Source organism: Isoptericola sp. NPDC056605 (genome assembly GCF_042792795.1).
Taxonomy (GTDB): Bacteria; Actinomycetota; Actinomycetes; order Actinomycetales; family Cellulomonadaceae; genus Isoptericola.
Map to the genome: position 1 here is coordinate 1 of NZ_JBHTVT010000001.1, position 21,604 is coordinate 21,604.

A 21,604-nucleotide genomic window follows, 5' to 3' on the forward strand; every position below is an offset into this window, starting at 1 on the left:
ATTGACTATCAAACACACTGTTGAGTTCTCAAACAACCGACGCACACCGCAGAACCAGAACCAACCGTTCCGACCCCGCCGGGGCAACCCCTCAAACTTACCAGACCGTTTTCCCTCTTCCAAATCCCTGATCCGAAGATCGAAGGGAGGTCGAAAAGACGATCCGATCCCACCGGGAAGAATGCGCGAAGCATCCCGACCGTTGAAGGTGTGGGTTTTCAGTCCCGGCCCGGCCACCGGTACCCAGCCTCTCGGCTGTCTCCTCGGTGTCCGTCGGCCCGTCGGGCTGACGTCGTAGAACATTACCCGGGCGGGCCGCTCCGTGCAACGTGGCCGGACGTGGCGCGCGCCACGTCCGGCCACGGGCGCCCGACCGGTGCCGCGTGGGGCCCCGATCAGGCGGTCACGGTCTCCGGCTCAGGCCGGTCACCGCGCGCCAGCCGGCGCGCCGAGTCGAACTCGTCGAGCACCGTGCCGTCCGGCCGCGGCGTCAGGAAGCTGACCACCACGGCCACGAGCAGGCCGAGCGCGAAGCCCGGGATGATCTCGTAGAGGGAGTCCGCGAGGGACGACCTTCCCCAGGCGAAGGCCACGACCGCGCCCGCGAGCATCCCGGACAGGGCGCCCCATCGCGTGAGGCGGCGCCAGTACAGGCTGAGGATCACCACGGGTCCGAACGCGGAGCCGAAGCCCGCCCAGGCGAACCCGACGAGGTCGAGGATCGACGACGTGCGGTCCAGGGCGATGAGGCCGGCGACCACGGCGACGACGAGCACGCCCGCCCGTCCCAGCATCACCTCGGTGCGGGTGCTCAGGCGGAGCCCGGTCATCTTGACGAGGTCCTCGACGAGCGCCGACGAGGAGACGATGAGCTGCGACGAGATCGTCGACATGATCGCCGCCAGCACGGCCGCGAGCACCAGCCCCGCGATCAGCGGGTGGAAGAGGAGCTGCGCCAGCACCAGGAAGATCGTCTCGGGGTTGTCCACCGCGAGACCGTTGACGGTCGCGTAGGCGACGCCGACCAGTCCGGTCAGCACGGCCCCGAGCGCGGTGAGGAACATCCACCCGATCCCGATCCGGCGACCGGCCTTCGCGTCCTGCGGGCTGCGGATCGCCATGAAGCGCACGATGATGTGCGGCTGCCCGAAGTACCCCAGGCCCCACGCGAGCGCGGAGATCACCCCGGTGGCCGAGGCGCCGGCGAAGAAGGACAGGTGGTGGGTACCGGTGGCGGCGTCGGCAGCACGGATGCCCTCGGTCACCGCGCCCCAGCCACCGAGGTCCACGATCGCGATGACCGGCACCGCCACGAGAGCCGCGAGCATCAGCAGCCCCTGCGCGACGTCGGTCCACGTGGCACCGAGGAACCCGCCGAACAGCGTGTAGGCCAGCGTCACCCCTCCCACGACCAGGAGCCCGGTGAGGTAGTCGAGGCCGAACGAGCTCTCGAAGAAGGTGCCGCCGGCCACCATGCCGGACGACACGTAGAACGTGAAGAACACCAGCACGATGAGCCCGGCCGCGATGCGCAGCAGGTGCGCGGGGTCATGGAGGCGGTTGTCGAAGAAGCTGGGGATCGTGATCGAGTTGCTCGCGACCTCCGTGTAGGCCCGCAGGCGGGGCGCCACGAACTTCCAGTTGAGCCAGGCGCCGACGGTGAGGCCGATCGCGATCCACGCCTCGACGAGACCGGTGGAGTAGATCGCCCCCGGCAGTCCCATCAGCAGCCAGCCCGACATGTCGGAGGCGCCGGCGCTCAGTGCCGCCACGCCCGGCCGGAGCTTGCGCCCCCCGAGCATGTAGTCGTCCAGGTCGTCCGTGCGGCGGTACGCGGCGTAGCCGATGCCCAGCATCGCCACCAGGTACGCGACGATCGCGATCGTCTGCCAGGTCTGATCGCTCATGCGATCGATCACCCTCTCGGTCGTGTGGTGCAGCGTCTGGCGCTGGACGCGCCGACCGCCGCATGCACGACGGACCGGGGCCAGGTCGGGACGCGGTCGGCGCTGACCTCGCTGCGGTGCCACCCCGTTGCCACCTCGATGGCTCCGAAACGACCAACGGCCCGATCCCTGGTGAGGATCGAGCCGTTGTGCCTTTCGGTGCGCCCGGAGGGATTCGAACCCCCAACCTTCTGATCCGTAGTCAGATGCTCTATCCGTTGAGCTACGGGCGCAGTCCTTGGCCGGCGCTCTCGCACCGACCGACGAGAACATTACAGCCCTCGAGCCGGTTCCCCAAACCGAGGTGCCGCATCGTGATGCACGACACCGGCAGGGCTCCTGCCGGGGCAACAGAAAAGGCCCCGGGCGTTCAGCAGCCGGAGCCTTCCTGGCGGAGACGGCGGGATTTGAACCCGCGAACGGGTTGCCCCGTTACCACCTTAGCAGGGTGGCGCACTAGACCAGACTATGCGACGTCTCCTCGCGGCAACACAGCAACACCGCGGCGCCCAGACTAACCGGCGACGCTGCCCGGGGGCAAAGCCGCGCGGCGTCGTCCCCACCACACCCCCGACCGCGCTACGGTCTGCCGCATGCTGGACGACGACGACCAGGACCACCCGCAGCGCGCCCACCACGGCACGGACGACGGCCCGCACCACCCCACCACCCCCTCCCCGCCGCCCGGCGACGCACCGGACGACTACGACGTGCTGGTGATCGGTTCCGGGTTCGGCGGCAGCGTCGCCGCTCTGCGCCTGACCGAGAAGGGCTATCGCGTGGGCGTGCTCGAGGCCGGGCGCCGGTTCGCCGACGACGAGCTGCCGCGCACCTCCTGGGACCTGCGGCGCTTCCTGTGGGCGCCGGCGCTCGGCTGCTTCGGTATCCAGCGGATCCACCGCCTGCGGGACGTGCTGGTCCTCGCCGGCGCCGGCGTCGGCGGCGGCTCGCTCGTCTACGCGAACACCCTGTACCGGCCGCTGGACGCCTTCTGGACCGACCCCGCCTGTGCGCACGTCACCGACTGGAAGGCCGAGCTCGAGCCGTACTACGACCAGGCGGAGCGGATGCTCGGCGTCGTCGACTACCGCCGCACCACCCCCGCCGACGAGCTGATGCGCGACGTCGCCGACGACCTCGGGGTGGGGCACACCTTCCGCAAGGTGCGGGTGGGCGTGTACCTCGGCCCGGACGGCGACGACCGGCCGCGCGGCGCCCGCGGCCCCGCGGTCCCCGACCCCTTCTTCGGGGGCGCCGGGCCCGACCGCAACCCGTGCCTGCACTGCGGCGAGTGCATGACCGGCTGCCGGCACAACGCGAAGAACACGCTCGTGAAGAACTACCTGCACCTCGCCGAGAGCGCCGGCGCGCGGGTGCACCCGCTGACCACGGCCACCGCGGTCGTGCCGCGGCCCGGCGGCGGGTACGAGATCCGCACCCACCGGACAGGTCGCCGCTGGGCGGGCCGCCGCACCTACCGTGCCCGGCAGGTCGTGCTCGCCGCCGGCACGCTCGGCACGCAGCGCCTCCTGCACGCGATGCGGGACAGCGGGGACCTGCCGCGCCTGTCCGACCGGCTCGGTCACCTCACCCGGACCAACTCCGAGGCGCTGCTCGGCGCCATGCGGCCCGCCCGCCGCGGGCAGGTCGGCGAGCCCGACTACTCCGAGGGCGTCGCCATCACGTCGTCCTTCTACCCGGACCCGCAGACGCACGTCGAGCCCGTCCGGTACGGCCGCGGGTCCAACGCGATGGGACTGCTGCAGACGGTGCTCGTCGACGGCGTCGGGCCCGGCGAGGGGTCGCGCTGGCGACGCTGGCTCGGCGAGCTGTGGCGGCAGCGCCGGCACCTGCCCGCGCTGTACGACCTGCGCGGCTGGTCGCAGCGCACGGTCATCGCCCTCGTCATGCAGAGCCGCGACAACTCGCTCACCACGTTCACGCGCCGCGGGCCGCTGGGGCGGCGCCTCACCTCCCGGCAGGGCACCGGCGCCCCGAACCCGACGTGGATCCCCGTGGCGCACCACGCCGTGCGCGCGATGGCCGACCGGATGGGCGGTCTCGCCGGCGGCAGCGCGGGCGACCCGTTCGACGTGCCGATGACCGCGCACATCCTCGGCGGGTGCACCATCGGCGAGACGCCGGAGGCGGGCGTGATCGATCCCTACCACCGCGTCCACGGCCACCCGGGCCTCCACGTGCTCGACGGGTCCGCCGTCACCGCGAACCTGGGCGTCAACCCGTCGCTGACCATCACCGCGCAGGCCGAACGGGCCTGCGCGCTGTGGCCCAACCGCGACGAGGCCGACCCCCGGCCCGCTCCCAGCGCGAGGTACGCCGTCGTGCCGCCGACGGCGCCCCGGCGGCCTGTCGTCCCCGGGGCCGCGCCCGGGGCGCTGCGGCTGCCGCTCGTCGAGATCCGGCACGCCTGACGCGGCACCCCTGATCCGGCACCCCTGATCCGGCACGGACAGCACGACGCCCCGACGGTATGACCGTCGGGGCGTCGTCGGGCGGAGGGCGAGGGATTCGAACCCCCGGTGCATTGCTGCACAACGGTTTTCAAGACCGTCACATTAGGCCGCTCTGTCAGCCCTCCCGGGACGGCCGCACGGGCGCTCGTCCGGCACAGCAGTGTACCGGCCGGCATACGCCCGCGGCCCCGGTCGCCGAGGCGTTCCGGGGCCGCGGGAGCGACGGACGAGCAGCTCTCAGGCCGCGCCGCCGCCCGAGCGCAGCTGACGCATCGCGAGCTGCACGAGGGCGATGAGCGTCTGCTTGGTCGCCGCGCGCGACCGCGCGTCCGTGTAGAGCATCGGCACGTGCGCCGGGATCTGCAGCGCCTCGCGGACGTCCTCGAGCCGGTGCTTGGCCACCCCGTCGAAGCAGTTGACGCCCACGACGAACGGCACGCCCCGCGACTCGAAGTAGTCGATCGCCGGGAAGCACTGCTCCAGGCGGTCCGTGTCGACCAGCACGACGGCACCGATCGCGCCGCGGATGAGGTCGTCCCACATGAACAGGAAGCGATCCTGCCCCGGGGTGCCGAACAGGTACAGCCACAGGTTGCCCGGCAGGTTCACCCGGCCGAAGTCCATGGCCACGGTGGTGCTCGTCTTGCGGTCGGAGACCCCGCCCGCGTCGTCGACACCCACCGAGTGCTCGGTCATCGCGGCCTCGGTGTTGAGCGGCTCGACGTCCGAGATGGAGCCGATGAACGTCGTCTTGCCGACGGCGAAGCCACCGGCCACGACGATCTTCGTCACCGTCGGGGCGCCGGCGGGCGGCGCGGGTGCCGCGGCCGCCTGCGTGGCAGCCCCGTCGGCCGGACGTGCGGCAGGGGGCTGCGGCGCCGTGGCCGACTGGGCGGCCGGCGCCTGGGGCGCGGCGGCCTGCGGCGGGCTCGCGGGCACCTGCTGCGCCACGGGCCGCGCCGCCGCACCGGACGGAGCCGCCGAGGCGGACGGCACCGACGTGATCGGGCCCTGGGGCGCCGCCGCGGGGCGCGCGTCCTGGGCCGCGGCCGGGGCGCTGCCCAGCACGCTCTGCCGCTGCGGGGCGCCGACCGCCGCCGGCGCTCCACCGGCCACCGGCGCGCTCACGGCACCGAAGGCCGGGGACACCGGAGCCCACGCCGGGGACATGCCCCCGGAGGCTCCGGGCGCCGGGCTGTCAGAGGGCGGAAATGCCATTGAGAACACTCTCCAAGACGCTCAGAGACAGGCCCGAGTGGGAACTGCCGTGACCCGTGTGGACGTTCACCGGGGTCGAGGTGTGCACGGTGATGTGCCCCTCCTCCTGCATGTCCGCGACCAGGATGCGGACGACGCCGAGGGGCAGTCGCAGCAGCGCGGAGAGCTCCGCGATCGAGACGTAGGTGTGCGCGGCGTGCTGCAGGATCGCCCGCTTCTCCGGGGTGAGCCCGACGCTCGTGACGGCACCGGGCATCACCTCGACCAGCGCCTCGAGCGGCAGGTCGGACAGGGCGGATCGGACGCGGCCACCGGTCACCGCATAAGGACGCACCGTCGAGGCCTCGTAGCCGTCTGCCGAGTGCGCACCCAGAGAACCGAACGATGCGTGCGTCATGGTCGCGACCTCATCCCACCCGCGCGGAGCGCGTCGAGCCGTCCACCGGAAGGTTCCCGCGCATCTCCGAGATCAGCTGCGGGGTGAGCGTGGCCTCGGTACGGGAGACGAGCAGCGCCATCTCGTAGCCGATGAGCCCGATGTCGCAGGACGACTCGGCCACCACGGCGAGGACCGACCCGTTCGAGACGTTCATCAGGAAGAGGAACCCGTTGTCCATCTCGATGACGGCCTGCCGCACGTTGCCGCCGTCGAGCTGACGCGCCGCCCCGCGCGTCAGGCTCGACATGCCGGAGACGATCGCCGCGAGCTGGTCACCGCTGGTGCGGTCGAGCTGGTCGGACATCGCCATGAGCAGACCGTCCGCCGAGACCACCAGGGTGTGGCGGCTGCCCGGGACGGTGCGCACGAAGTTGTCGAGAAGCCACCCGAAGTTGGTCGCTTCAGTACTGAGGGTCACGCTTCCTCCTCGTCGATACGCCGAAGGCGCAGGTCACCGCTGGTGCGGCGCGGATCCAGGGACATCATTCACGGTAGGGGCGGCCTGCGTCGAGGCCCTGACGGCCCCGGCGTCGTTCCGGCCGCGGCTCGTGGCGGACTGGAACGCCGACAGTCGCGACCTCAGCTGCTCCGGGTCCCGCTCGATGCGGGCCGTGAACCGCTCGGTCGACGCGGTCGACTCCCCCGCCCGCTGGCGTCGCGCGAGGCCGCCGGCCTCGTTCGCGACCGTCGTCGGGCGGTACGTCTGCTCGTTCGTCGAAGTCACGTTCCCTTCCTGGAAGACGCCGCGCTGCAGCATCGTGGACATCTCCTCGTACAGGACGGCCGAGGCCATCCACTCCGACCGCGCCTCGACGGTGTCGGGGACGAAGTGCGGGTCCAGCGGGTCGTACCCCGCCGGCTCCGTCGGGCGCAGCGGCAGCACCGAGCCCCCGTACGACGTCGCCGCCGAGGGCGCCGGGTCGTCGACCGGCGCGTGCCGCGGTGCGTCGTCCTGCGGCGTCTCGTACGCGTGGGCCGCCCCGAAGGCCGGTGCCTCGGGCCGGGTCGGCTCCGGCGCGGCCTGGGGGGCCGGCGGGAACGGCGACGCGGTCGGGGCCGCCGGGGCCGCGGGCTCCTCTGCCGAGGGCTTGCGTCCGAACAGGCCGCGCTTGCGACCGCCCTGCGTCGGCGCCTCGCGGCCGGCACGACGTCCCGGCAGGTCGGCGATGAGGTCCTCGAACGGCGGCAGCTCCTGGAACGCGTCCCGCCCCTGCGCCTCCGTCGGCGCGAGCGAGTCCGTCGGCGCGAACGGGCCCGAGGACGGGGGCGTCACCGGGTCGAACGACGGCCCGGGGACGGGAGCCGAGACCGGCCCCGCCGCAGGCTCCGTGACCTCGCGCACGACCGGGTCGAACGACGACGCCACGGGCTCCGCGTAGGAGACGGGCGCGGGCTCGTGCCGGACCGGCTCCACGACCGGAGGCGCGGGCTCGACCGGGGCGGCAGGCGCGACATCCCGCGTCGGCAGCGCCACGGCGGGCGCCGCCTCGGTGGCCGGTCGGTACGGCTCCGACTGCACGGGCGCGAACGGCTGGGCCGCAGCCGACTCGACGGGCGCGTCGACGGGCGCCGGCGCGGGCGCGGCCGCGAACGGGACGTCCTGCACGGAGACCGGCGCGACGGGCTCGACGAGGGCCGGCGGCAAGGGCGCCGGCGCGGCCGGCGTCAGGGGGGCGAGCTCGTCCGGGAGGGCCGCAGGGTCCTCCGTCACCGCGTCGAGCTGGAGCGTGCTCTCGGTCTCGGAGACGTCGAGGGACCCCATCGAGCGGAAGCTCGAGAACAGGCCCGCCCGCTGGTCGACGCCGAGGACCGGTGCCGACACGGGCTCCGGCTCGGCGACGGGCTCGGGCTGCGCGCGGTGCCGGCTCGGCAGCGAGCCCGCCGAGGCCTCGACCTCCGCCGGCGGCCGCCAGGAGTCGGTGGTCGTCTCGTCCACGAGGTCCGGGAGGTCCGGCGTCGCGAGCGGCGGCAGCACGATCGGGCCCGTGTCCGGCCGCGTCACGGCGTCACCGGAACCGACGCCGGAGCGCCGCCGGCGGGGCATGCCGATCGACGTCGTGCCGTCGGTGAGCGCGTCCAGGTCGACGGGCACCGCGGCCGGCGGCTCGGGCTCGACCGGGAGGGCCGCCTGCGCCACGGGGGCGACCGGGGCGACCGCCGGGGTCGGCATCGTGGGGGGCTCGACCGCGTCCGGGACCCCGAACGACGGGGCGGGCTCCGCAGCCTCGAAGGGCACCGCGGCGACCGGCCCGGAGGTGTGCTCCTCGAACGCCTCCGCGATCTGGCCGCCGAGGTCGGCCGCGGCGTTCTGCGTGGCCGCCTCCAGCGGGTCGGTCGGCTGCGGGAGCGGCAGCGCGTCGTCGGGCAGGAACAGCTCCGTCGGGAAGACGACGGTGACCTCCGTGCCCGACCCCGACGCCCCGGTCTGGAACCGGACCTGCGCGTTGAGGCGGTCGGCCAGGCGGCCGACCACGAAGAGGCCGAGGCGCTGGGCGCCGACGGCGTCCGACGCGGAGCGGCTGGAGACCTTGGTGTTCGCGTCCGCGAGCTCCTCGGGGCTCATGCCGAGCCCGTGGTCGCGGACCATGACGACGACCCCGCGCTCGTCGCGCGACGTCGACACCTCGACGGGCGTGTGCGGCTCGGAGAACATCGTCGCGTTCTCCAGCAGCTCCGCCAGCAGGTGCGCGGAGCTCAGCGCGTTGTGGCCGAGCATGTGCGGGTCCACGCCCAGGTCGAGGCGGACGCGGTCGTAGAGCTCGATCTCGGACGACGCGGTACGCACGACGTCGGAGATCGGCATCGGGTTGCGCACGCGACGGCCCGAGTCGATGCCCGCGAGCACCAGGAGCGACTCGGCGTTACGGCGCATTCGCGTGGCCAGGTGGTCCAGGCGGAAGAGGTTCGACAGCGTGCTCGGGTCCTCCTCGGACCGCTCGAGCTCGTCGAGGAAGGAGAGCTGGCGGTTGAGCAGCACCTGGTCGCGGCGGGCCACGTTGACGAACATCTCCGCGATGGAGCCGCGGAGCGCCGCCTGCTCGCGCGCGACGACCATCGTGGTCTCGTTCACCTCGTTGAACGCGGCCGCGAGACGCCCGATCTCGTCGCTCGACTCGACCGGCACCTGCACGAGGTCGATCGACGGCGCCTGCCCGGGCACGGCCATCTGCTCCACCATGCGGGGAAGACGGTCGCGCACCTCCGCCGTCGCGGAGGTCAGGCGGGCCAGCGGCTGCACGATGCGGCGCGCGATGAGCAGCGCCAGCAGGAACGACACGAGCACGACACCGAACGCCGCGGCTCCGGTCAGCAGCGCGGCCGTCTGGGCGCTGCCCGCGAGGTCCTTCGAGTACTCGACCACACCGTCGCGGGACTCGTCGCGCACCGGCTGCGTCGATTCGACCCAGCCCTGCGAGAGCTCGTTCCACTGGCTCGCGACCTCGGGGTCGATGCCGGAGAAGTTCAGGTACCGCAGCTGGAGGCGGGCCCGGTCGAGGTCCGCCTCGTAGCCGGGCACCTCGAGCCCGCCCGGGATCAGGTCGAGCTGCTCCTGCGCGGTCGCGATCAGGGCGTCGGTGGTCTGCAGCAGGCTCACCATGCGGCCGTTGAGGTCCGACGGCGGGGCATCGCCCTGCGCGAGGAAGTTCAGGGCCGCGCCGGCGACCGGTCGCTCCATGGTGTTGGCGAGCATCGCCTCGTCGAGGGAGACGTAGGCGTTGATGCGGCGCGTGAGGCCGGCGTCGTCGCTGCTCTGCGCCACGGCGCGCGGGACGTCGAGCGCGTTCTCGCTCAGCGCGGTGTACCGCTCGGTCGCGCGCGACTCCGAGAGCTGGCCGGAGATGACGTTGCGCTGCAGGTCGTCGAGGACCGTGCGGTCGCGGAGCGTCCGGTTCACCGCGTCCTGCACGTTGGTGGGCAGCGCGCTGATGTCGAGCACCTCGAGCGCCTCGTCGCGCTCGTCGAGCGCGCGGTCGGTCGCCTCCTGCGCCTCGACGAGCGCCTTCTTGGCGCCCGGGATCCCCTTGTCGGCAGCGATGTTCGTGGCGCGCTCCGCGGCCACGGCGGAGCCGGCGTCGTCCTGCAGCTGCAGCGACTCCATGAGGGCCGCGGTCTGCTCGGCGCTGCGGTTCTCCTGCAGCGACTGCCAGGTGATCCAGCCCGCCGTCAACGCCAGGACGAAGATCGGCACGGCGAGTGTCGCAAGAATCTTCCCGCGAACGCCCAACCTGCGGAGCATCTGAACCTCTCTCCAACACTGTTCGTCGAGGCGGCCGGCCGTCGCCGTCCGATCCTCGGGTGGGTGCCATCACGTCCGGCACCACCCCCCGCGCCCGGCTGGGCTTCCAGGCACGCGAGTAGGCTCCATCGGTGTGCGAGCGGTCACGATATCGGCACCTGGCGGTCCAGGGAAACTCACCCTATCCCTCGTCAACCTGGGCAAACCGGGCCACGGCGAGGTTCTGATCGATGTGGCTGCTGCGGGGGTCAACCGCGCTGACCTGCTGCAACGTGCCGGAAACTACCCTCCGCCGGCCGGCGCTCCCGAGTGGCCGGGCCTGGAGATCTCGGGTACGGTCCGCGCGCTCGGGCCGGGGGTGACCACCTGGGCGCCCGGTGACCGCGTGGTCGCGCTGCTCGAGGGCGGGGGCTACGCCGAGCAGGTCGTGGCGCGCGCCAGCCAGCTGCTGCCGCTGCCCGACGGCGTCGACCTCGTCGACGGCGCCGCGCTGCCGGAGGCCGTCTGCACCGCCTGGACCAACCTCGTCGACACCGGCCGGCTGCACGCCGGCGAGACGCTCCTGGTGCAGGGCGGCTCGGGTGGGGTCGGCAGCGTCGCGATCCAGCTCGCCGCAGCGCTCGGGGCGCGCGTGGTCGCCACCGCGGGCGGCCCGGACCGCGCGGCCCGCTGCGTCGAGCTCGGCGCGGACGTCGCCGTCGACCACCGCACGCAGGACGTCGTGGCCGCGGTGCGCGACGCGACCGACGGGCGCGGGGCCGACGTCGTGCTGGACGTGCTCGGGGGCGGCGGGCTCGCCGACAACGTGCGCGCGCTCGCCCCCGGCGGCCGGCTCGTCGTCATCGGGCTCCAGCAGGGACGCCGGGGCGAGCTCGACCTCAACGCCCTCATGGCCAAGCACGCGTGGGTCACCGGGACCCTGCTGCGCCCGCGCAGCGCCGAGGAGAAGGCGGCGCTGGTCGCGACCGTGTGCGAGCGGGTGTGGCCCCTGGTCGCCGACGGCCGGGTCCGGCCCGTGGTGCACGCCCGGGTGCCCTTCGCCGAGGCACCGGCCGCGCACGAGCTGCTCGAGTCCGGCGCCGTGTTCGGCAAGGTGCTGCTGGTGCCCTGACACCCTCGATCGCCGTCCGGCCGGCCCGACCGGCCCTTGTCCGTCCCGTGGGCCACACTGGGGAGCATGACCGAGAGCGACGACGGCACTCGCGACACCGACGACACGGCTCCGCGCGTGGTCACCCCGGACGGGGAGGCCACCGGGCCCGAAGGGGTCGCCGCCCCCGCCGAGGAGGTCGCGCCGGCGGAGGAGTCGTCCCGCATCGAGGAACCCGCCAAGGTGATGCGCATCGGCGGCATGATCAAGCGGCTGCTCGACGAGGTGCGCGACGCCCCGCTCGACGACGCCGCCCGCACCCGGCTCGCCGAGATCCACGAGCGCTCCCTCACCGAGCTGGAGGAGGGCCTCTCGCCCGACCTCGTCGAGGAGCTGCACCGCATCACGCTGCCGTTCTCGGACGAGGGCGTGCCGTCGGACGCCGAGCTGCGCGTGGCGCAGGCCCAGCTGGTCGGCTGGCTCGAGGGCCTGTTCCACGGCATCCAGACGGCGCTGGTCGCCCAGCAGATGGCCGCGCAGGCGCAGCTCTCGCAGATGCGGCGCGCGCTGCCGCCCGGGGCGCACCCTGCACCGTTCGGCCCCGGTGGGCCGGCGGGCCCGGGGCAGCCGGGCCAGCCGGGGCAGGACGACCGGCGCCCCTCCCCCGGTCAGTACCTGTAGGGCCGCCGAGGGAACGCCGTCAGGACCGCGCCGTCATGGCGATCGCGCCGGAGACGAGCGCGAGGCCGGCCAGCTCCGGCCAGGTGGGCACCTGTCGCAGCACGACCGCGCCGACGAGGACGGCGGTCGCGGGCAGGAGGGCGAGCAGCACCGAGAACGTGGCCATGCCGACCCGGCGCAGCACCACCTGGTCCAGCACGTACGGGACGACGGACGAGCAGATCGCCACGACCAGCAGGAACAGCAGCAGGGGCGGGTCGGTCACGACCTCGGGCGTCGACCACGCGAAGAACGGCGCGAAGGCGACGGCGCCCGCCGCCATGCCGACCGCGAGCCCGTCGACGCCGGACCCGGCATGGGCGACGCGCTTGCCCAGGACGATGTAGCCGGCCCAGCACGCGGCGGCCACGAGGACGGCGGTCAGCCCGATCACGGCGTCCTCGCGCGGGATCCCGGAGCCCAGGGTGACGCCCGCGAGCAGCACCACGCCGGCCGCCGCCACCACGATCGCCGCCCGCTCCTGCCAGCCGCGCCCCGTGACGGCGGCGACCGCCACCGGGCCGAGGAACTCGATCGCGACGGCGACCCCGAGGGGCAGGTGGTCGACGGCCACGTAGAACACGACGTTCATCGCCGCGAGGACGACGCCGAACAGCGCCGCCGCGACGAGGTCCCGGCGGGTCCAGCGTCGTCGCCACGGGCGCCGCCACGCGAGGAGGACGACGGCGGCGAGGGCGATGCGCCACCAGCCGACGGTCGGCGCCCCCAGGCGGTCGAAGAGGCCGACCGCGACGGCCGCGCCCGCGTACAGGGTGAGCCCCGAGACCAGGAACAGCGCGGGGGCCGGCACGCGGTCCAGCGCTCCGCGCGGGGAGGGGGCGGCGGTCGACACTCCCGGAGCATACGGGCGCAGCACATCCGGCCCGAACCCGCGACGGGGAGGACTCCCCACCCACGATGTGGACGGGACGTGGACGACCCCTGGACGTCACGTGCGCACGCGCCCTACGCTCGCGGGGCTGTCAGGCCGGCGCGCGACAACGCGCGCTCGCGGAGCCATCGGCCCGCCGCCCTCCCCATCGACCCTGTGAGGCCGTCATGTCCTTCCCGGACGCCATCAAGTCCGTCTTCTCGCAGTACGCCACGTTCTCCGGCCGCGCGCGTCGCTCCGAGTTCTGGTTCTGGTACCTGTTCGTGGTGCTCGTGTTCCTGGTCGAGGGCGTCCTGCTCGGCATCGCCGGCAACGCCACGCTCGACCCGGCGACCCGCACCTACGGCGCGGCCTTCTACGTCGTCTCGGGCCTGATGAGCCTCACCGGGCTGGCCTTCGTCCTGCCGACGCTCGCCGTGATGGTGCGCCGCCTCCACGACCAGGACAAGTCGGGCTTCTTCTGGTTCATGACCTTCATCCCGCTGGCCGGCCCGATCATCATGCTGGTCTTCTACGTGACGGCCGGCACCGTGGGGCCGAACCGCTTCGGCGCGGACCCGAGGGGGCTGCAGGCCACCCCGGCCGCGCCGTACGGCGCGCCGGTCCCCCCGCCCGCGGTCTGACCGCGGCGGGCGGACGACGCACGACGACGGCGGTCCGGGCGGGTGCCCGGGCCGCCGTCGTCGTCCGTGCGTGCGTGCGGTGCGTCCCTCGCGGGCCGTCAGCCCTTGACCGCGCCCGCGAGCATCCCGCGGACGAAGAACCGCTGGAGCGCGATGAACACGATCAGCGGCACGACCATCGCGATGAACGCTCCGGCGGTGAGCAGGTACCAGTCCCCTCCTCGCGTGCCGGCCAGCTCCGCGATCTTCACCGTCAGCGGCTGATACTCGGGGGCGGCGAACGTCAGGCCGACGAGCAGGTCGTTCCACACCCACAGGAACTGGAAGATGCCGAACGACGCGATCGCCGGGACCAGCAGCGGGAACAGCACGCGGAAGAAGATCTTGACGTGCCCCGCCCCGTCGACACGGGCCGCCTCGACGAGGGACGCCGGGATGTCCTTCATGAAGTTGTGCAGCAGGAAGATCGCCAGCGGCAGCGCGAAGATCGAGTGCGAGAGCCACACCGTCCAGAAGCTGCCGTTGACGTTCCAGTCGACGTAGTCCGCCAGCAGCGGCACCAGGGCGATCTGCAAGGGGACGACCTGCAGCGAGAAGACGGCCACGAACAGGAAGTTCCGGCCCGGGAACTTGATCCACGCGAACGCGTACGCCGCGAGCAGCGAGAGCGTGATCGGGATGAGCACCGCGGGGATCGTGATGACGAACGAGTTCACGAAGAACGTGGACAGGTCGTTGCTGTTCCCGTACAGCGCCTCGTTGTAGTTGTCCATCGTGAACTGGGCGTCCCCGGTGAACAGGTCGCCGAACACCGTCCACCAGCCCGTGCGGCGGATGTCCTCCTGCGGGCGGAACGACGTGATGAGCAGCCCGAGCGACGGGATCGTCCACAGGATGGCGATGATGATCGCGATCCCGGACGCCCACGGGGAGCTGAGCTTGCCCTTGGTGGCGATCGCCCGGCGCTCCAGGCGCGAGAGCTTGCGGACGCCCGCCTGAGGGACGTCGTCGTCGAGAGCGGAGCCGGCGACGGCCTGGCCGGGGGTGGGGGTCGAGGTCATCGGATCTCCTCCGACTTGCGCATCTGCCGCACGTTGTACGCGATGATCGGGATCACCAGGATGAACAGGACCACGGCGAGCGCCGCCGCCAGTCCCTGGTTCCCCTGCCGGAACGCCTGCGTGTAGAACTCGTTGGCCACCACCTGGGTGCCGAACTGGCCGCCCGTCATCGTGCGGACGATGTCGAAGGCCTTCAGCGTGCCCATGGCGATCGTGGTGAGCACCACCACGAGGGCGGGCCGGATGCTCGGCACCGTGATGTAGCGGAACATCCCGAAGCCGTGCAGCCCGTCGAGGCGGGCGGCCTCGACGATGTCGTCCGGGATGGCCTTGATCGCCGCGGACAGCACCGTCATCGCGAACCCGGTCTGGATCCAGATCATCACCACGATGAGGAACCAGGTGTTCCACGGCTGGCCGATGAGGAACTGCTGGGGCGGCAGGCCGACCCACACCAGCAGCTGGTTGAGCAGCCCGATCTGGTTGATGTTCGCCTGGTCGGGACGGAACTCGTAGACGAACTTCCAGATGATCGAGGCGCCGACCATCGAGATCGCCATCGGCACGAACACGAGCGCCTTGGCGAGCTTCTCGAACCGGGTGCGGTCGACCAGCACCGCGTACCCGAGGCCGATGACCGCGCTCAGCAGGGGCGCGAGGATCACCCAGGCGGCGGTGACCAGCAGCACCTGCTGGAACTGGCTCTGCGTGAACGCCGTGACGTAGTTGTCGAGCCCGATGAACTCGGTGCCGTTGCGGTTGAAGAAGGACTGCCAGAGGGTGATCAGGCCGGGGCGGAGCAGCCCGTACGCGAGGAAGAGCAGCGGCACGCCGACGAAGCCGGCCGCCACCACCCACGACGGGATGCGCTTCGGCCGGTCCACCAGGAACAGGATGAGGCCCATCACCGCGGCGAAGAGCACCACGGCGACCACCATGAGCAAGAACTTCTGCCCCGTGGTGTCAGGCTCGAGCAACCAGGTCATCGATGACCTCCTCGAGGAGTCGGGACGGAGACGCGAGCGGCGCGCGGTCCGGGGACGTCCGACGACGCCCCCGGACCGCGCGGTCGAGCGGGATCACGCGGCGAGCCGGCTCACTTCGGCCAGGACGCCTCGATCTTGTCGGTGACCTCCTGGGTGCTCGACCCGGTCAGCCAGTTCACGATGCCGGTCCAGAACGTGCCGGCACCCACCTCGCCCGGCATGAGGTCGGACGCGTCGAACGCGACGACCGTGTTCGGGTCGGCCAGCACCCCGGCGACGTACTGGTCGAACTCCGTGGAGAGGTTGTTCGGGTCGAGCCCGTTGTTGGCGCTGACCCAGCCGCCGTCCGGGGTGGACAGGGCCTTCTGGTTGGCCCAGTCCGCGCTGGAGAGGTAGGTCTGGAAGGCCTGCACCTCGGGCCGGTCGTTGAACGCCGCCACGAACTCGCCGCCGCCGAGCATCGGCTTGACGTCGGTCTGGTCGGTGGGCAGGTAGAAGGCGAAGACGTCGCCGTCCTCGGACACCTCGGTGCCCTCCGGCCACTGCGTCTGGTAGAAGTTCGCCGCCCGGTGCATCCAGCACTGCTGGTCGAGGATGCCGTTGCCCGCGTCGGTCCACGACTGCGTCGCGATGGAGTCGACCCCGCCGAGGCCCGCGTTGACGTAGTCCGGGTTCTTGAGGATCTCACCCGCCGTGTCCCACGCCTTGACGACCTTGGGGTCGTTGAACGGGATCTCGTGGGTGTACCACTTCTCGTAGTCCTCGACGCCCGCGGTGCGGAGCATCATGTCCTCGATGAAGTCGGTGCCCGGCCAGCCGGTCGCGTCACCGGACTCGACGCCCGCGCACCAGACCTGGCCGCCGGTGTCGTCGTGGATCTTCTGGGTGAGGTCCATCAGCTCGGTCCACGTCTGCGGCACCTCGTAGCCGGCGTCGGAGAACATCGACGGCGAGTACCAGACGAACGACTTCGCGTTGGCGCCCAGCGGCGCGGAGTAGAAGGTGCCGTCGACCGTGCCGTAGCCCTTCCAGGTCTCGTTCCAGAACTCGTCCACGTTCTTGGCGGTGGCGTCCGGGGCCGGCTGGATGGCGTCCGGGTAGTCCTTGACGATCGTGTTGAGCAGGCCCGGCTGCGGCAGGTACGCGATGTCGGGCGCGTTGCCCGCCTTGATGCGGACCAGCAGCTGCGCCTCGAACTCGCGCGACGCCTCGTAGTCGATCTTGACGCCCGTGCACTCGGTGAACGCCTTGTACGAGTCCTGCTGGGTGGCGCCCTCCGGGTCCACGATCGACGTGTAGACGCTCACCGTCTTGCCGTCCAGGTCGCCGAACTCGTCGTAGGCGGAGCAGTCGATCTCCGCGCTGGAGGCGCTGGTCTCCTCCTCGCCGACACCACCCTCGCCGTCGGGGTCGCTGCACGCCGCCAGCACGAGCGCGAGGCCCGCACCGCCTGCCGCCAGCGCCAGTACGCGTCGCCGCGCCGTCGTCGTTCGTCTGGTCATTGCCGAGCTCCTCCACTGCGTCGTGGTCCACGGAGGTGTTCCCGCCGATCGGCGGCCCGTGATCCCCTGGTCCCCCTGACCGGGATACTGCCTCCCTCCAGAGTTCACCGCACCCCCACCTGCAGGTGCAAGTTCCTGCAAGTCGTTTCACGGTCACGACTCGGTGACGATTCGTGACACCCTGGGACCCGGACCCCCGTCACGTACCTTCCGAGAGGACTGCCATGATCGAGCTGAGGAGCCCGCGAGAGATCGACCAGATGCGCCCCGCGGGGAGCTTCGTGGCCGAGGTGCTCACGGCTGTCCGCGACGCCGCCGACGTCGGGGTGAACCTCCTCGAGCTCGACGCCGTCGCGCACCGGATGATCCGCGACCGCGGCGCCGAGTCCTGCTACATCGACTATCACCCGTCCTTCGGCGCGATGCCCTTCGGCAAGGTGATCTGCACGTCCGTGAACGACGCCGTCCTGCACGGGCTGCCCCACGACTACGCCCTGCGCGACGGGGACCTGCTGACGCTCGACTTCGCCGCGTCGGTCGACGGCTGGGTGGCCGACTCGGCCGTCTCGTTCGTGGTCGGCACCTCTGCCTCGCCGCAGCGCGCGGCCGCGGACGCCAAGCTCATCGAGACCAGCGAGGCGGCGCTCGAGGCCGGGATCGCCGCCGCCACCGTCGGCAACAAGGTCGGCGACATCTCCGCCGCGATCGCCAAGGTGGCGCGGGGCGCGGGCTACGAGATCAACACCGACTTCGGCGGCCACGGCGTCGGGCGCACCATGCACGGCGACCCGCACATCCCGAACGACGGCCGCGCCGGCCGCGGCTTCCCGCTCAAGCCGGGCCTCGTCATCGCCATCGAGCCGTGGTTCCTCGAGACCACCGACGAGATCTTCACCGACCCCGACGGGTGGACCCTCCGCTCCGCCGACGGCTCCCGCGGCGCCCACAGCGAGCACACCATCGCCGTCACGACCGACGGCCCGGTCATCCTCACCGCGCGGGGCTGACCCCCCGGGGCAGAGAGAGGAGCACCGGCACGACGCCGTCCTCGGCGACCGTCCCGGTGACCTCGTCCGCGGCCGCACGCACGACGGCGTCGGCGTGCCCCATGGCGACGCCGCGACCGGCCCAGCGCAGCATGTCGACGTCGTTGCGCCCGTCGCCGACGGCCACGGTGTCCGCGGGGTCGACGCCGAGCCGCTCGCGCAGCCGCTCCAGGCCGGACGCCTTCGTGACGCCCTTCGGGGCCACGTCCATCCAGGCCGTCCAGCCGACGGCATAGGTGACGTCGCCCAGCCCGATCCGGGCGGCCATCGCGCTGAACTCCTCGGGCGTCCGCTCGGGGCTGCGGATGACGACGCGCGTCACCTCGCGCGCCCACAGCTGCTCGAAGTCGACGACCTGGTGGACACCGTCCAGCTCGCCCTCGGGGAACAGGGCGTTCATGCGGAAGCCGACGCCGATGTCCTCGACGGCGTACCGGGCGTCGGGAAGCTCCTCCCGCAGCAGGCGCAGCGCCGGGCCCGGGTCGAACGTCCGCACCTCGTCGAGCTCCCAGCCGTGCGGGAGGCCCGCGTCGAGGCGCACGGTCACCGCGCCGTTGGAGCACACCATCCAGCCGGTCGTGATGCCGAGCAGCTCCGCCACCGGCGTCATCGCGATGAGCGACCGGCCCGACGACAGCACCACGTGGTGCCCCGCCGCCTGGACCGCCGCGACGGCGTCGCGCACCGCGGGCGACAGGCCGCCGTCGTACCCGAGCAGGGTGCCGTCGATGTCGAGGGCGACGAGCCGCCGGGTGGCCTGCTGAGCCGGCTGCCCGCTCACGCGACCGGCTCGAGCACCTCGAGGCCGCCCAGGTAGGGCCGCAGGCCCTCGGGCACGCGGACCGAGCCGTCGGCCTGCTGGTGGTTCTCGAGGATGGCGACGATCCAGCGGGTGGTGCCCAGCGTGCCGTTCAGCGTGGCGACCGGTCGCGTGGTGCCGTCGACGGTCCGCTCGCGCACGCCCAGGCGGCGGGCCTGGAACGTGGTGCAGTTCGACGTCGAGGTGAGCTCGAGGAAACGCTCCTGGGTGGGCAGCCACGCCTCGCAGTCGAACTTGCGCGCGGCGGAGGTGCCGAGGTCCCCCGCGGCGGTGTCGATGACGCGGTAGGGCAGCTCGACCTTGGCGAGCATCGCCTCCTCCCAGGCCAGCAGGCGCTGGTGCTCGGCGGCCGCGTCCTCCGGGTCGCAGTAGCTGAACATCTCGACCTTGTGGAACTGGTGCACGCGGATGATGCCGCGGGTGTCGCGGCCCGCGGCGCCGGCCTCCCGGCGGTAGCAGGCGCTCCAGCCCGCGTACCGCTTCGGGCCCGCCGAGAGGTCGATGATCTCGTCCGCGTGGTAGCCCGCGAGCGCCACCTCGCTGGTGCCGACCAGGTACAGGTCGTCCTTCTCCAGGTGGTACACCTCGTCCGCGTGGCTGCCGAGGAAGCCGGTGCCGCGCATGGTGTCCGGCTTGACCAGCGTCGGGGTGATCATCGGCGTGAAGCCCGCACCCACCGCCTGGTCGACCGCCGCGTTGAGCAGGGCCAGCTCGAGGCGCGCCCCGATGCCGGTGAGGAAGTAGAACCGCGAGCCCGACACCTTGGCGCCGCGCGCGGTGTCGATCGCCGCGAGGCCCTCGCCCAGCTCCAGGTGGTCGCGCGGGGCGAAGCCCTCGGCCGCGAAGTCGCGCGGCGTGCCGACCTCCTTGACGACGACGTAGTCGTCCTCGCCCCCGGGCGGGGCGCCCTCGACGACGTTCGCGATGCCGTAGAGGAGCTCGTCGAGCTGCTTCTCGGCGCCCGACGCCTCCGCCTGGCGCGCCTTGACCTGCTCCGCGAGGTGCTTGGTGCGGGTCAGCAGCTCGGCCTTCTCCTCGCCCTGCGCCTGGGCGACCTTCTTGCCGAGCGCCTTCTGCTCGGCGCGCAGCGACTCGAACTCCGTGAGGGAGGAGCGACGGCGCGCGTCGGCGTCGAGCGCCGCGTCCACGAGGGCGGGGTCGTCGCCGCGGGCCAGCTGGCTCGCACGGACGACGTCGGGGTTGTCGCGCAGCAGTCGGAGGTCGATCACGCCCGCAAGCCTAACGGCCGGGCCGCGCACGGCCCCACGGATATCCGCGGTGGTCCGCGGTGCCGGACTACCTCCGCGGGTCCGGCGCTACCTCGGCGGGTCCGGTGCTACCTCGGCGGGTTCGGTGCCACCTCGGCGTGAGATGGGCGACTTCGCCGGGTCCGGCAGCCCGATCCGTCGTAGGTTGCCGTCATGCCGGACGAGTACGCGGAGATCGTCGCGCTGGTCGTCGCGCTGGCCCTCGTGCTGAGCGCGCTCGCCGCGACGTTGGTGCTGTGGCGCAGGGCCCGCACCCGAGAGCACGTCCTCGCGGCGCGGGACGCCGGGCGCGCGCAGGAGGGCGAGGCCCGCGGGATGCGGCTCGCCGTCGTCATCAACCCCTCCAAGGAGGGCGCGGCGGACGTGCGCGCCGTCGTGGAGCGGGTGTGCGGCGACGCCGCCCTGCCCGACCCCCTGTTCTACGAGACCACGGTGGACGACCCCGGCACCGGCCAGGCCCGGCGGGCGCTGTCCGACGGGGCGGACGTCGTGGTCGCCGCGGGCGGGGACGGCACCGTGCGGGCCGTGGCGGAGGTCCTGGCCGGCACCGGCCGACCGATGGGCCTCATCCCGGTCGGCACCGGAAACCTGCTCGCCCGCAACCTCGACCTGCCGCTCACGTCGGTGACCGATGCGGTCGCCATCGTCCTGGGCGGCACCGACCGCGCCATCGACGTCGGCCGCGCCCGGGTCAGCGAGTTCGCCCCCGACGCCGAGCCCCTCGTCGACGGCGACCCCCACCAGGCGCACCTCTTCCTCGTCATCGCGGGTCTGGGCTTCGACGCCGCGATGGTGGCCGACGCGGACGACCAGCTCAAGGCCAAGGTCGGCTGGGTGGCCTACTTCCTCGCCGGGGCGCGGCACCTGCACGGCCGACGGATGCGCGCGACCATCCGCCTCGACGACGGCGAGCCCGTCGAGGCGCGGCTGCGCAGCATCATGGTCGGCAACTGCGGCCGGCTGCCGGGCGGCATCACGCTGCTGCCCGACGCGGTCATCGACGACGGCGAGCTGGATGTCGCCGCCATCGACACCCGCGGCGGCCTGGCCGGGTGGGCGCAGCTGTTCGGCGAGGTCGTGGCGCAGGGCCTCGGCGTGCGCAACGACCTGCCCGGCAAGATCGGCCGGATCGACCACACCCGTGCCCGCCGCGCGGTGATCCGGGTGGACGACGGCGAGCAGGCGCAGGTGGACGGCGACCCCCTGGGCAACGCGGTCGAGCTGGAGACCTGGGTCGAGCCCGGCGCGCTCGTGGTCCGGACGGGATGATCGCGTGAACGTC

At 72.6% G+C, this 21,604-nt stretch carries 17 protein-coding genes and 3 tRNA genes; 6 read left to right on the top strand and 14 right to left on the bottom strand.

Features of this window, described 5'->3' with window-relative positions; translation table 11 throughout:
- Window positions 1-395 precede the first annotated feature (395 nt).
- From putP to ACFQ8Y_RS00015, 3 genes are all read right to left on the bottom strand, one after another.
- The gene (gene putP, locus ACFQ8Y_RS00005; RefSeq protein ID WP_430584201.1) at window positions 396-1,907 is read right to left on the bottom strand and encodes a sodium/proline symporter PutP; all 1,512 of its coding nucleotides are present in this window, start codon (window positions 1,905-1,907) and stop codon (window positions 396-398) included.
- A gap of 199 nt (window positions 1,908-2,106) precedes the next feature.
- Window positions 2,107-2,179, bottom strand: a tRNA-Arg gene (locus tag ACFQ8Y_RS00010).
- Window positions 2,180-2,335: 156 nt separating this feature from the next.
- Window positions 2,336-2,427, bottom strand: a tRNA-Ser gene (locus ACFQ8Y_RS00015).
- A gap of 112 nt (window positions 2,428-2,539) precedes the next feature.
- On the opposite strand from ACFQ8Y_RS00015, the gene ACFQ8Y_RS00020 reads away from it, so the two are divergent.
- Window positions 2,540-4,378: a GMC family oxidoreductase N-terminal domain-containing protein gene (locus ACFQ8Y_RS00020; protein WP_430584202.1), complete on the top strand. Its 1,839-nt coding sequence runs from the start codon at window positions 2,540-2,542 to the stop codon at window positions 4,376-4,378.
- 82 nt (window positions 4,379-4,460) lie between these two features.
- Here the strand turns inward: ACFQ8Y_RS00020 and ACFQ8Y_RS00025 are convergent.
- The 5 genes from ACFQ8Y_RS00025 to ACFQ8Y_RS00045 all read right to left on the bottom strand — a co-directional run bounded on the left by ACFQ8Y_RS00025 (window position 4,461) and on the right by ACFQ8Y_RS00045 (window position 10,266).
- A tRNA-Ser gene (locus ACFQ8Y_RS00025) sits at window positions 4,461-4,545 on the bottom strand.
- 112 nt (window positions 4,546-4,657) lie between these two features.
- On the bottom strand, window positions 4,658-5,212 hold the full coding sequence (locus ACFQ8Y_RS00030; protein ID WP_429731380.1) for a GTP-binding protein: 555 nt from the start codon (window positions 5,210-5,212) through the stop codon (window positions 4,658-4,660).
- A gap of 406 nt (window positions 5,213-5,618) precedes the next feature.
- The gene (locus tag ACFQ8Y_RS00035) at window positions 5,619-6,035 is read right to left on the bottom strand and encodes a DUF742 domain-containing protein (protein ID WP_429730019.1); all 417 of its coding nucleotides are present in this window, start codon (window positions 6,033-6,035) and stop codon (window positions 5,619-5,621) included.
- Window positions 6,036-6,045: 10 nt separating this feature from the next.
- Window positions 6,046-6,495 (bottom strand): roadblock/LC7 domain-containing protein, encoded by a 450-nt coding sequence (locus ACFQ8Y_RS00040; protein ID WP_079573344.1) that lies wholly within the window; start codon window positions 6,493-6,495, stop codon window positions 6,046-6,048.
- Window positions 6,496-6,528: 33 nt separating this feature from the next.
- Window positions 6,529-10,266, bottom strand: coding sequence for an ATP-binding protein (locus ACFQ8Y_RS00045; protein ID WP_430584203.1), 3,738 nt, complete (start codon window positions 10,264-10,266; stop codon window positions 6,529-6,531).
- A gap of 181 nt (window positions 10,267-10,447) precedes the next feature.
- Between ACFQ8Y_RS00045 and ACFQ8Y_RS00050 the strand changes: the two genes are divergently transcribed.
- Window positions 10,448-11,425, top strand: coding sequence for an NAD(P)H-quinone oxidoreductase (locus ACFQ8Y_RS00050; RefSeq protein WP_430563273.1), 978 nt, complete (start codon window positions 10,448-10,450; stop codon window positions 11,423-11,425).
- A 66-nt stretch (window positions 11,426-11,491) separates the two neighbouring features.
- A complete protein-coding gene (locus ACFQ8Y_RS00055; RefSeq protein WP_430552310.1) occupies window positions 11,492-12,085 on the top strand; it encodes a bacterial proteasome activator family protein in 594 nt (197 codons plus the stop codon).
- A 19-nt stretch (window positions 12,086-12,104) separates the two neighbouring features.
- On the opposite strand, the gene ACFQ8Y_RS00060 is transcribed toward ACFQ8Y_RS00055, so the two are convergent.
- A complete protein-coding gene (locus ACFQ8Y_RS00060) occupies window positions 12,105-12,935 on the bottom strand; it encodes a DMT family transporter (protein WP_430563277.1) in 831 nt (276 codons plus the stop codon).
- A gap of 248 nt (window positions 12,936-13,183) precedes the next feature.
- Between ACFQ8Y_RS00060 and ACFQ8Y_RS00065 the strand changes: the two genes are divergently transcribed.
- Complete coding sequence (locus ACFQ8Y_RS00065; protein WP_430552311.1) at window positions 13,184-13,639, top strand: DUF805 domain-containing protein; 456 nt, start codon at window positions 13,184-13,186, stop codon at window positions 13,637-13,639.
- A gap of 98 nt (window positions 13,640-13,737) precedes the next feature.
- Here ACFQ8Y_RS00065 and ACFQ8Y_RS00070 read toward each other — a convergent pair whose 3' ends face one another.
- From ACFQ8Y_RS00070 to ACFQ8Y_RS00080, 3 genes are all read right to left on the bottom strand, one after another.
- On the bottom strand, window positions 13,738-14,700 hold the full coding sequence (locus tag ACFQ8Y_RS00070) for a carbohydrate ABC transporter permease (protein ID WP_430552312.1): 963 nt from the start codon (window positions 14,698-14,700) through the stop codon (window positions 13,738-13,740).
- Complete coding sequence (locus ACFQ8Y_RS00075) at window positions 14,697-15,686, bottom strand: carbohydrate ABC transporter permease (RefSeq protein ID WP_430552313.1); 990 nt, start codon at window positions 15,684-15,686, stop codon at window positions 14,697-14,699. Before ACFQ8Y_RS00075 ends, ACFQ8Y_RS00070 begins: the two co-directional genes overlap by 4 nt.
- Before the next feature lie 110 nt (window positions 15,687-15,796).
- On the bottom strand, window positions 15,797-17,188 hold the full coding sequence (locus ACFQ8Y_RS00080) for an ABC transporter substrate-binding protein (RefSeq protein ID WP_430552314.1): 1,392 nt from the start codon (window positions 17,186-17,188) through the stop codon (window positions 15,797-15,799).
- Between the two features lie 224 nt (window positions 17,189-17,412).
- Between ACFQ8Y_RS00080 and map the strand changes: the two genes are divergently transcribed.
- Window positions 17,413-18,195, top strand: coding sequence for a type I methionyl aminopeptidase (gene map / locus ACFQ8Y_RS00085; protein WP_430584204.1), 783 nt, complete (start codon window positions 17,413-17,415; stop codon window positions 18,193-18,195).
- Here the strand turns inward: map and ACFQ8Y_RS00090 are convergent.
- Complete coding sequence (locus tag ACFQ8Y_RS00090) at window positions 18,179-19,015, bottom strand: HAD family hydrolase (protein ID WP_430552316.1); 837 nt, start codon at window positions 19,013-19,015, stop codon at window positions 18,179-18,181. The genes map and ACFQ8Y_RS00090 overlap by 17 nt on opposite strands.
- Entirely contained in the window at window positions 19,012-20,283 is a 1,272-nt protein-coding gene (gene serS, locus ACFQ8Y_RS00095) for a serine--tRNA ligase (RefSeq protein WP_430552317.1), read from the bottom strand. The genes ACFQ8Y_RS00090 and serS overlap by 4 nt, the downstream gene beginning before the upstream one ends.
- Before the next feature lie 192 nt (window positions 20,284-20,475).
- On the opposite strand from serS, the gene ACFQ8Y_RS00100 reads away from it, so the two are divergent.
- Complete coding sequence (locus ACFQ8Y_RS00100; RefSeq protein ID WP_430552318.1) at window positions 20,476-21,591, top strand: diacylglycerol/lipid kinase family protein; 1,116 nt, start codon at window positions 20,476-20,478, stop codon at window positions 21,589-21,591.
- Window positions 21,592-21,604 lie beyond the last annotated feature (13 nt).

What these genes read in the sequence shown, in the direction of transcription:
- putP (WP_430584201.1), bottom strand. Translation starts at nt 1,907, where the DNA reads ATGAGCGATCAGACCTGGCAGACGATCGCGATCGTCGCGTACCTGGTG.
- ACFQ8Y_RS00020 (WP_430584202.1), top strand. Translation starts at nt 2,540, where the DNA reads ATGCTGGACGACGACGACCAGGACCACCCGCAGCGCGCCCACCACGGC.
- ACFQ8Y_RS00035 (WP_429730019.1), bottom strand. Translation starts at nt 6,035, where the DNA reads ATGACGCACGCATCGTTCGGTTCTCTGGGTGCGCACTCGGCAGACGGC.
- ACFQ8Y_RS00055 (WP_430552310.1), top strand. Translation starts at nt 11,492, where the DNA reads ATGACCGAGAGCGACGACGGCACTCGCGACACCGACGACACGGCTCCG.
- ACFQ8Y_RS00065 (WP_430552311.1), top strand. Translation starts at nt 13,184, where the DNA reads ATGTCCTTCCCGGACGCCATCAAGTCCGTCTTCTCGCAGTACGCCACG.
- ACFQ8Y_RS00070 (WP_430552312.1), bottom strand. Translation starts at nt 14,700, where the DNA reads ATGACCTCGACCCCCACCCCCGGCCAGGCCGTCGCCGGCTCCGCTCTC.
- ACFQ8Y_RS00075 (WP_430552313.1), bottom strand. Translation starts at nt 15,686, where the DNA reads ATGACCTGGTTGCTCGAGCCTGACACCACGGGGCAGAAGTTCTTGCTC.
- ACFQ8Y_RS00080 (WP_430552314.1), bottom strand. Translation starts at nt 17,188, where the DNA reads ATGACCAGACGAACGACGACGGCGCGGCGACGCGTACTGGCGCTGGCG.
- map (WP_430584204.1), top strand. Translation starts at nt 17,413, where the DNA reads ATGATCGAGCTGAGGAGCCCGCGAGAGATCGACCAGATGCGCCCCGCG.
- ACFQ8Y_RS00100 (WP_430552318.1), top strand. Translation starts at nt 20,476, where the DNA reads ATGCCGGACGAGTACGCGGAGATCGTCGCGCTGGTCGTCGCGCTGGCC.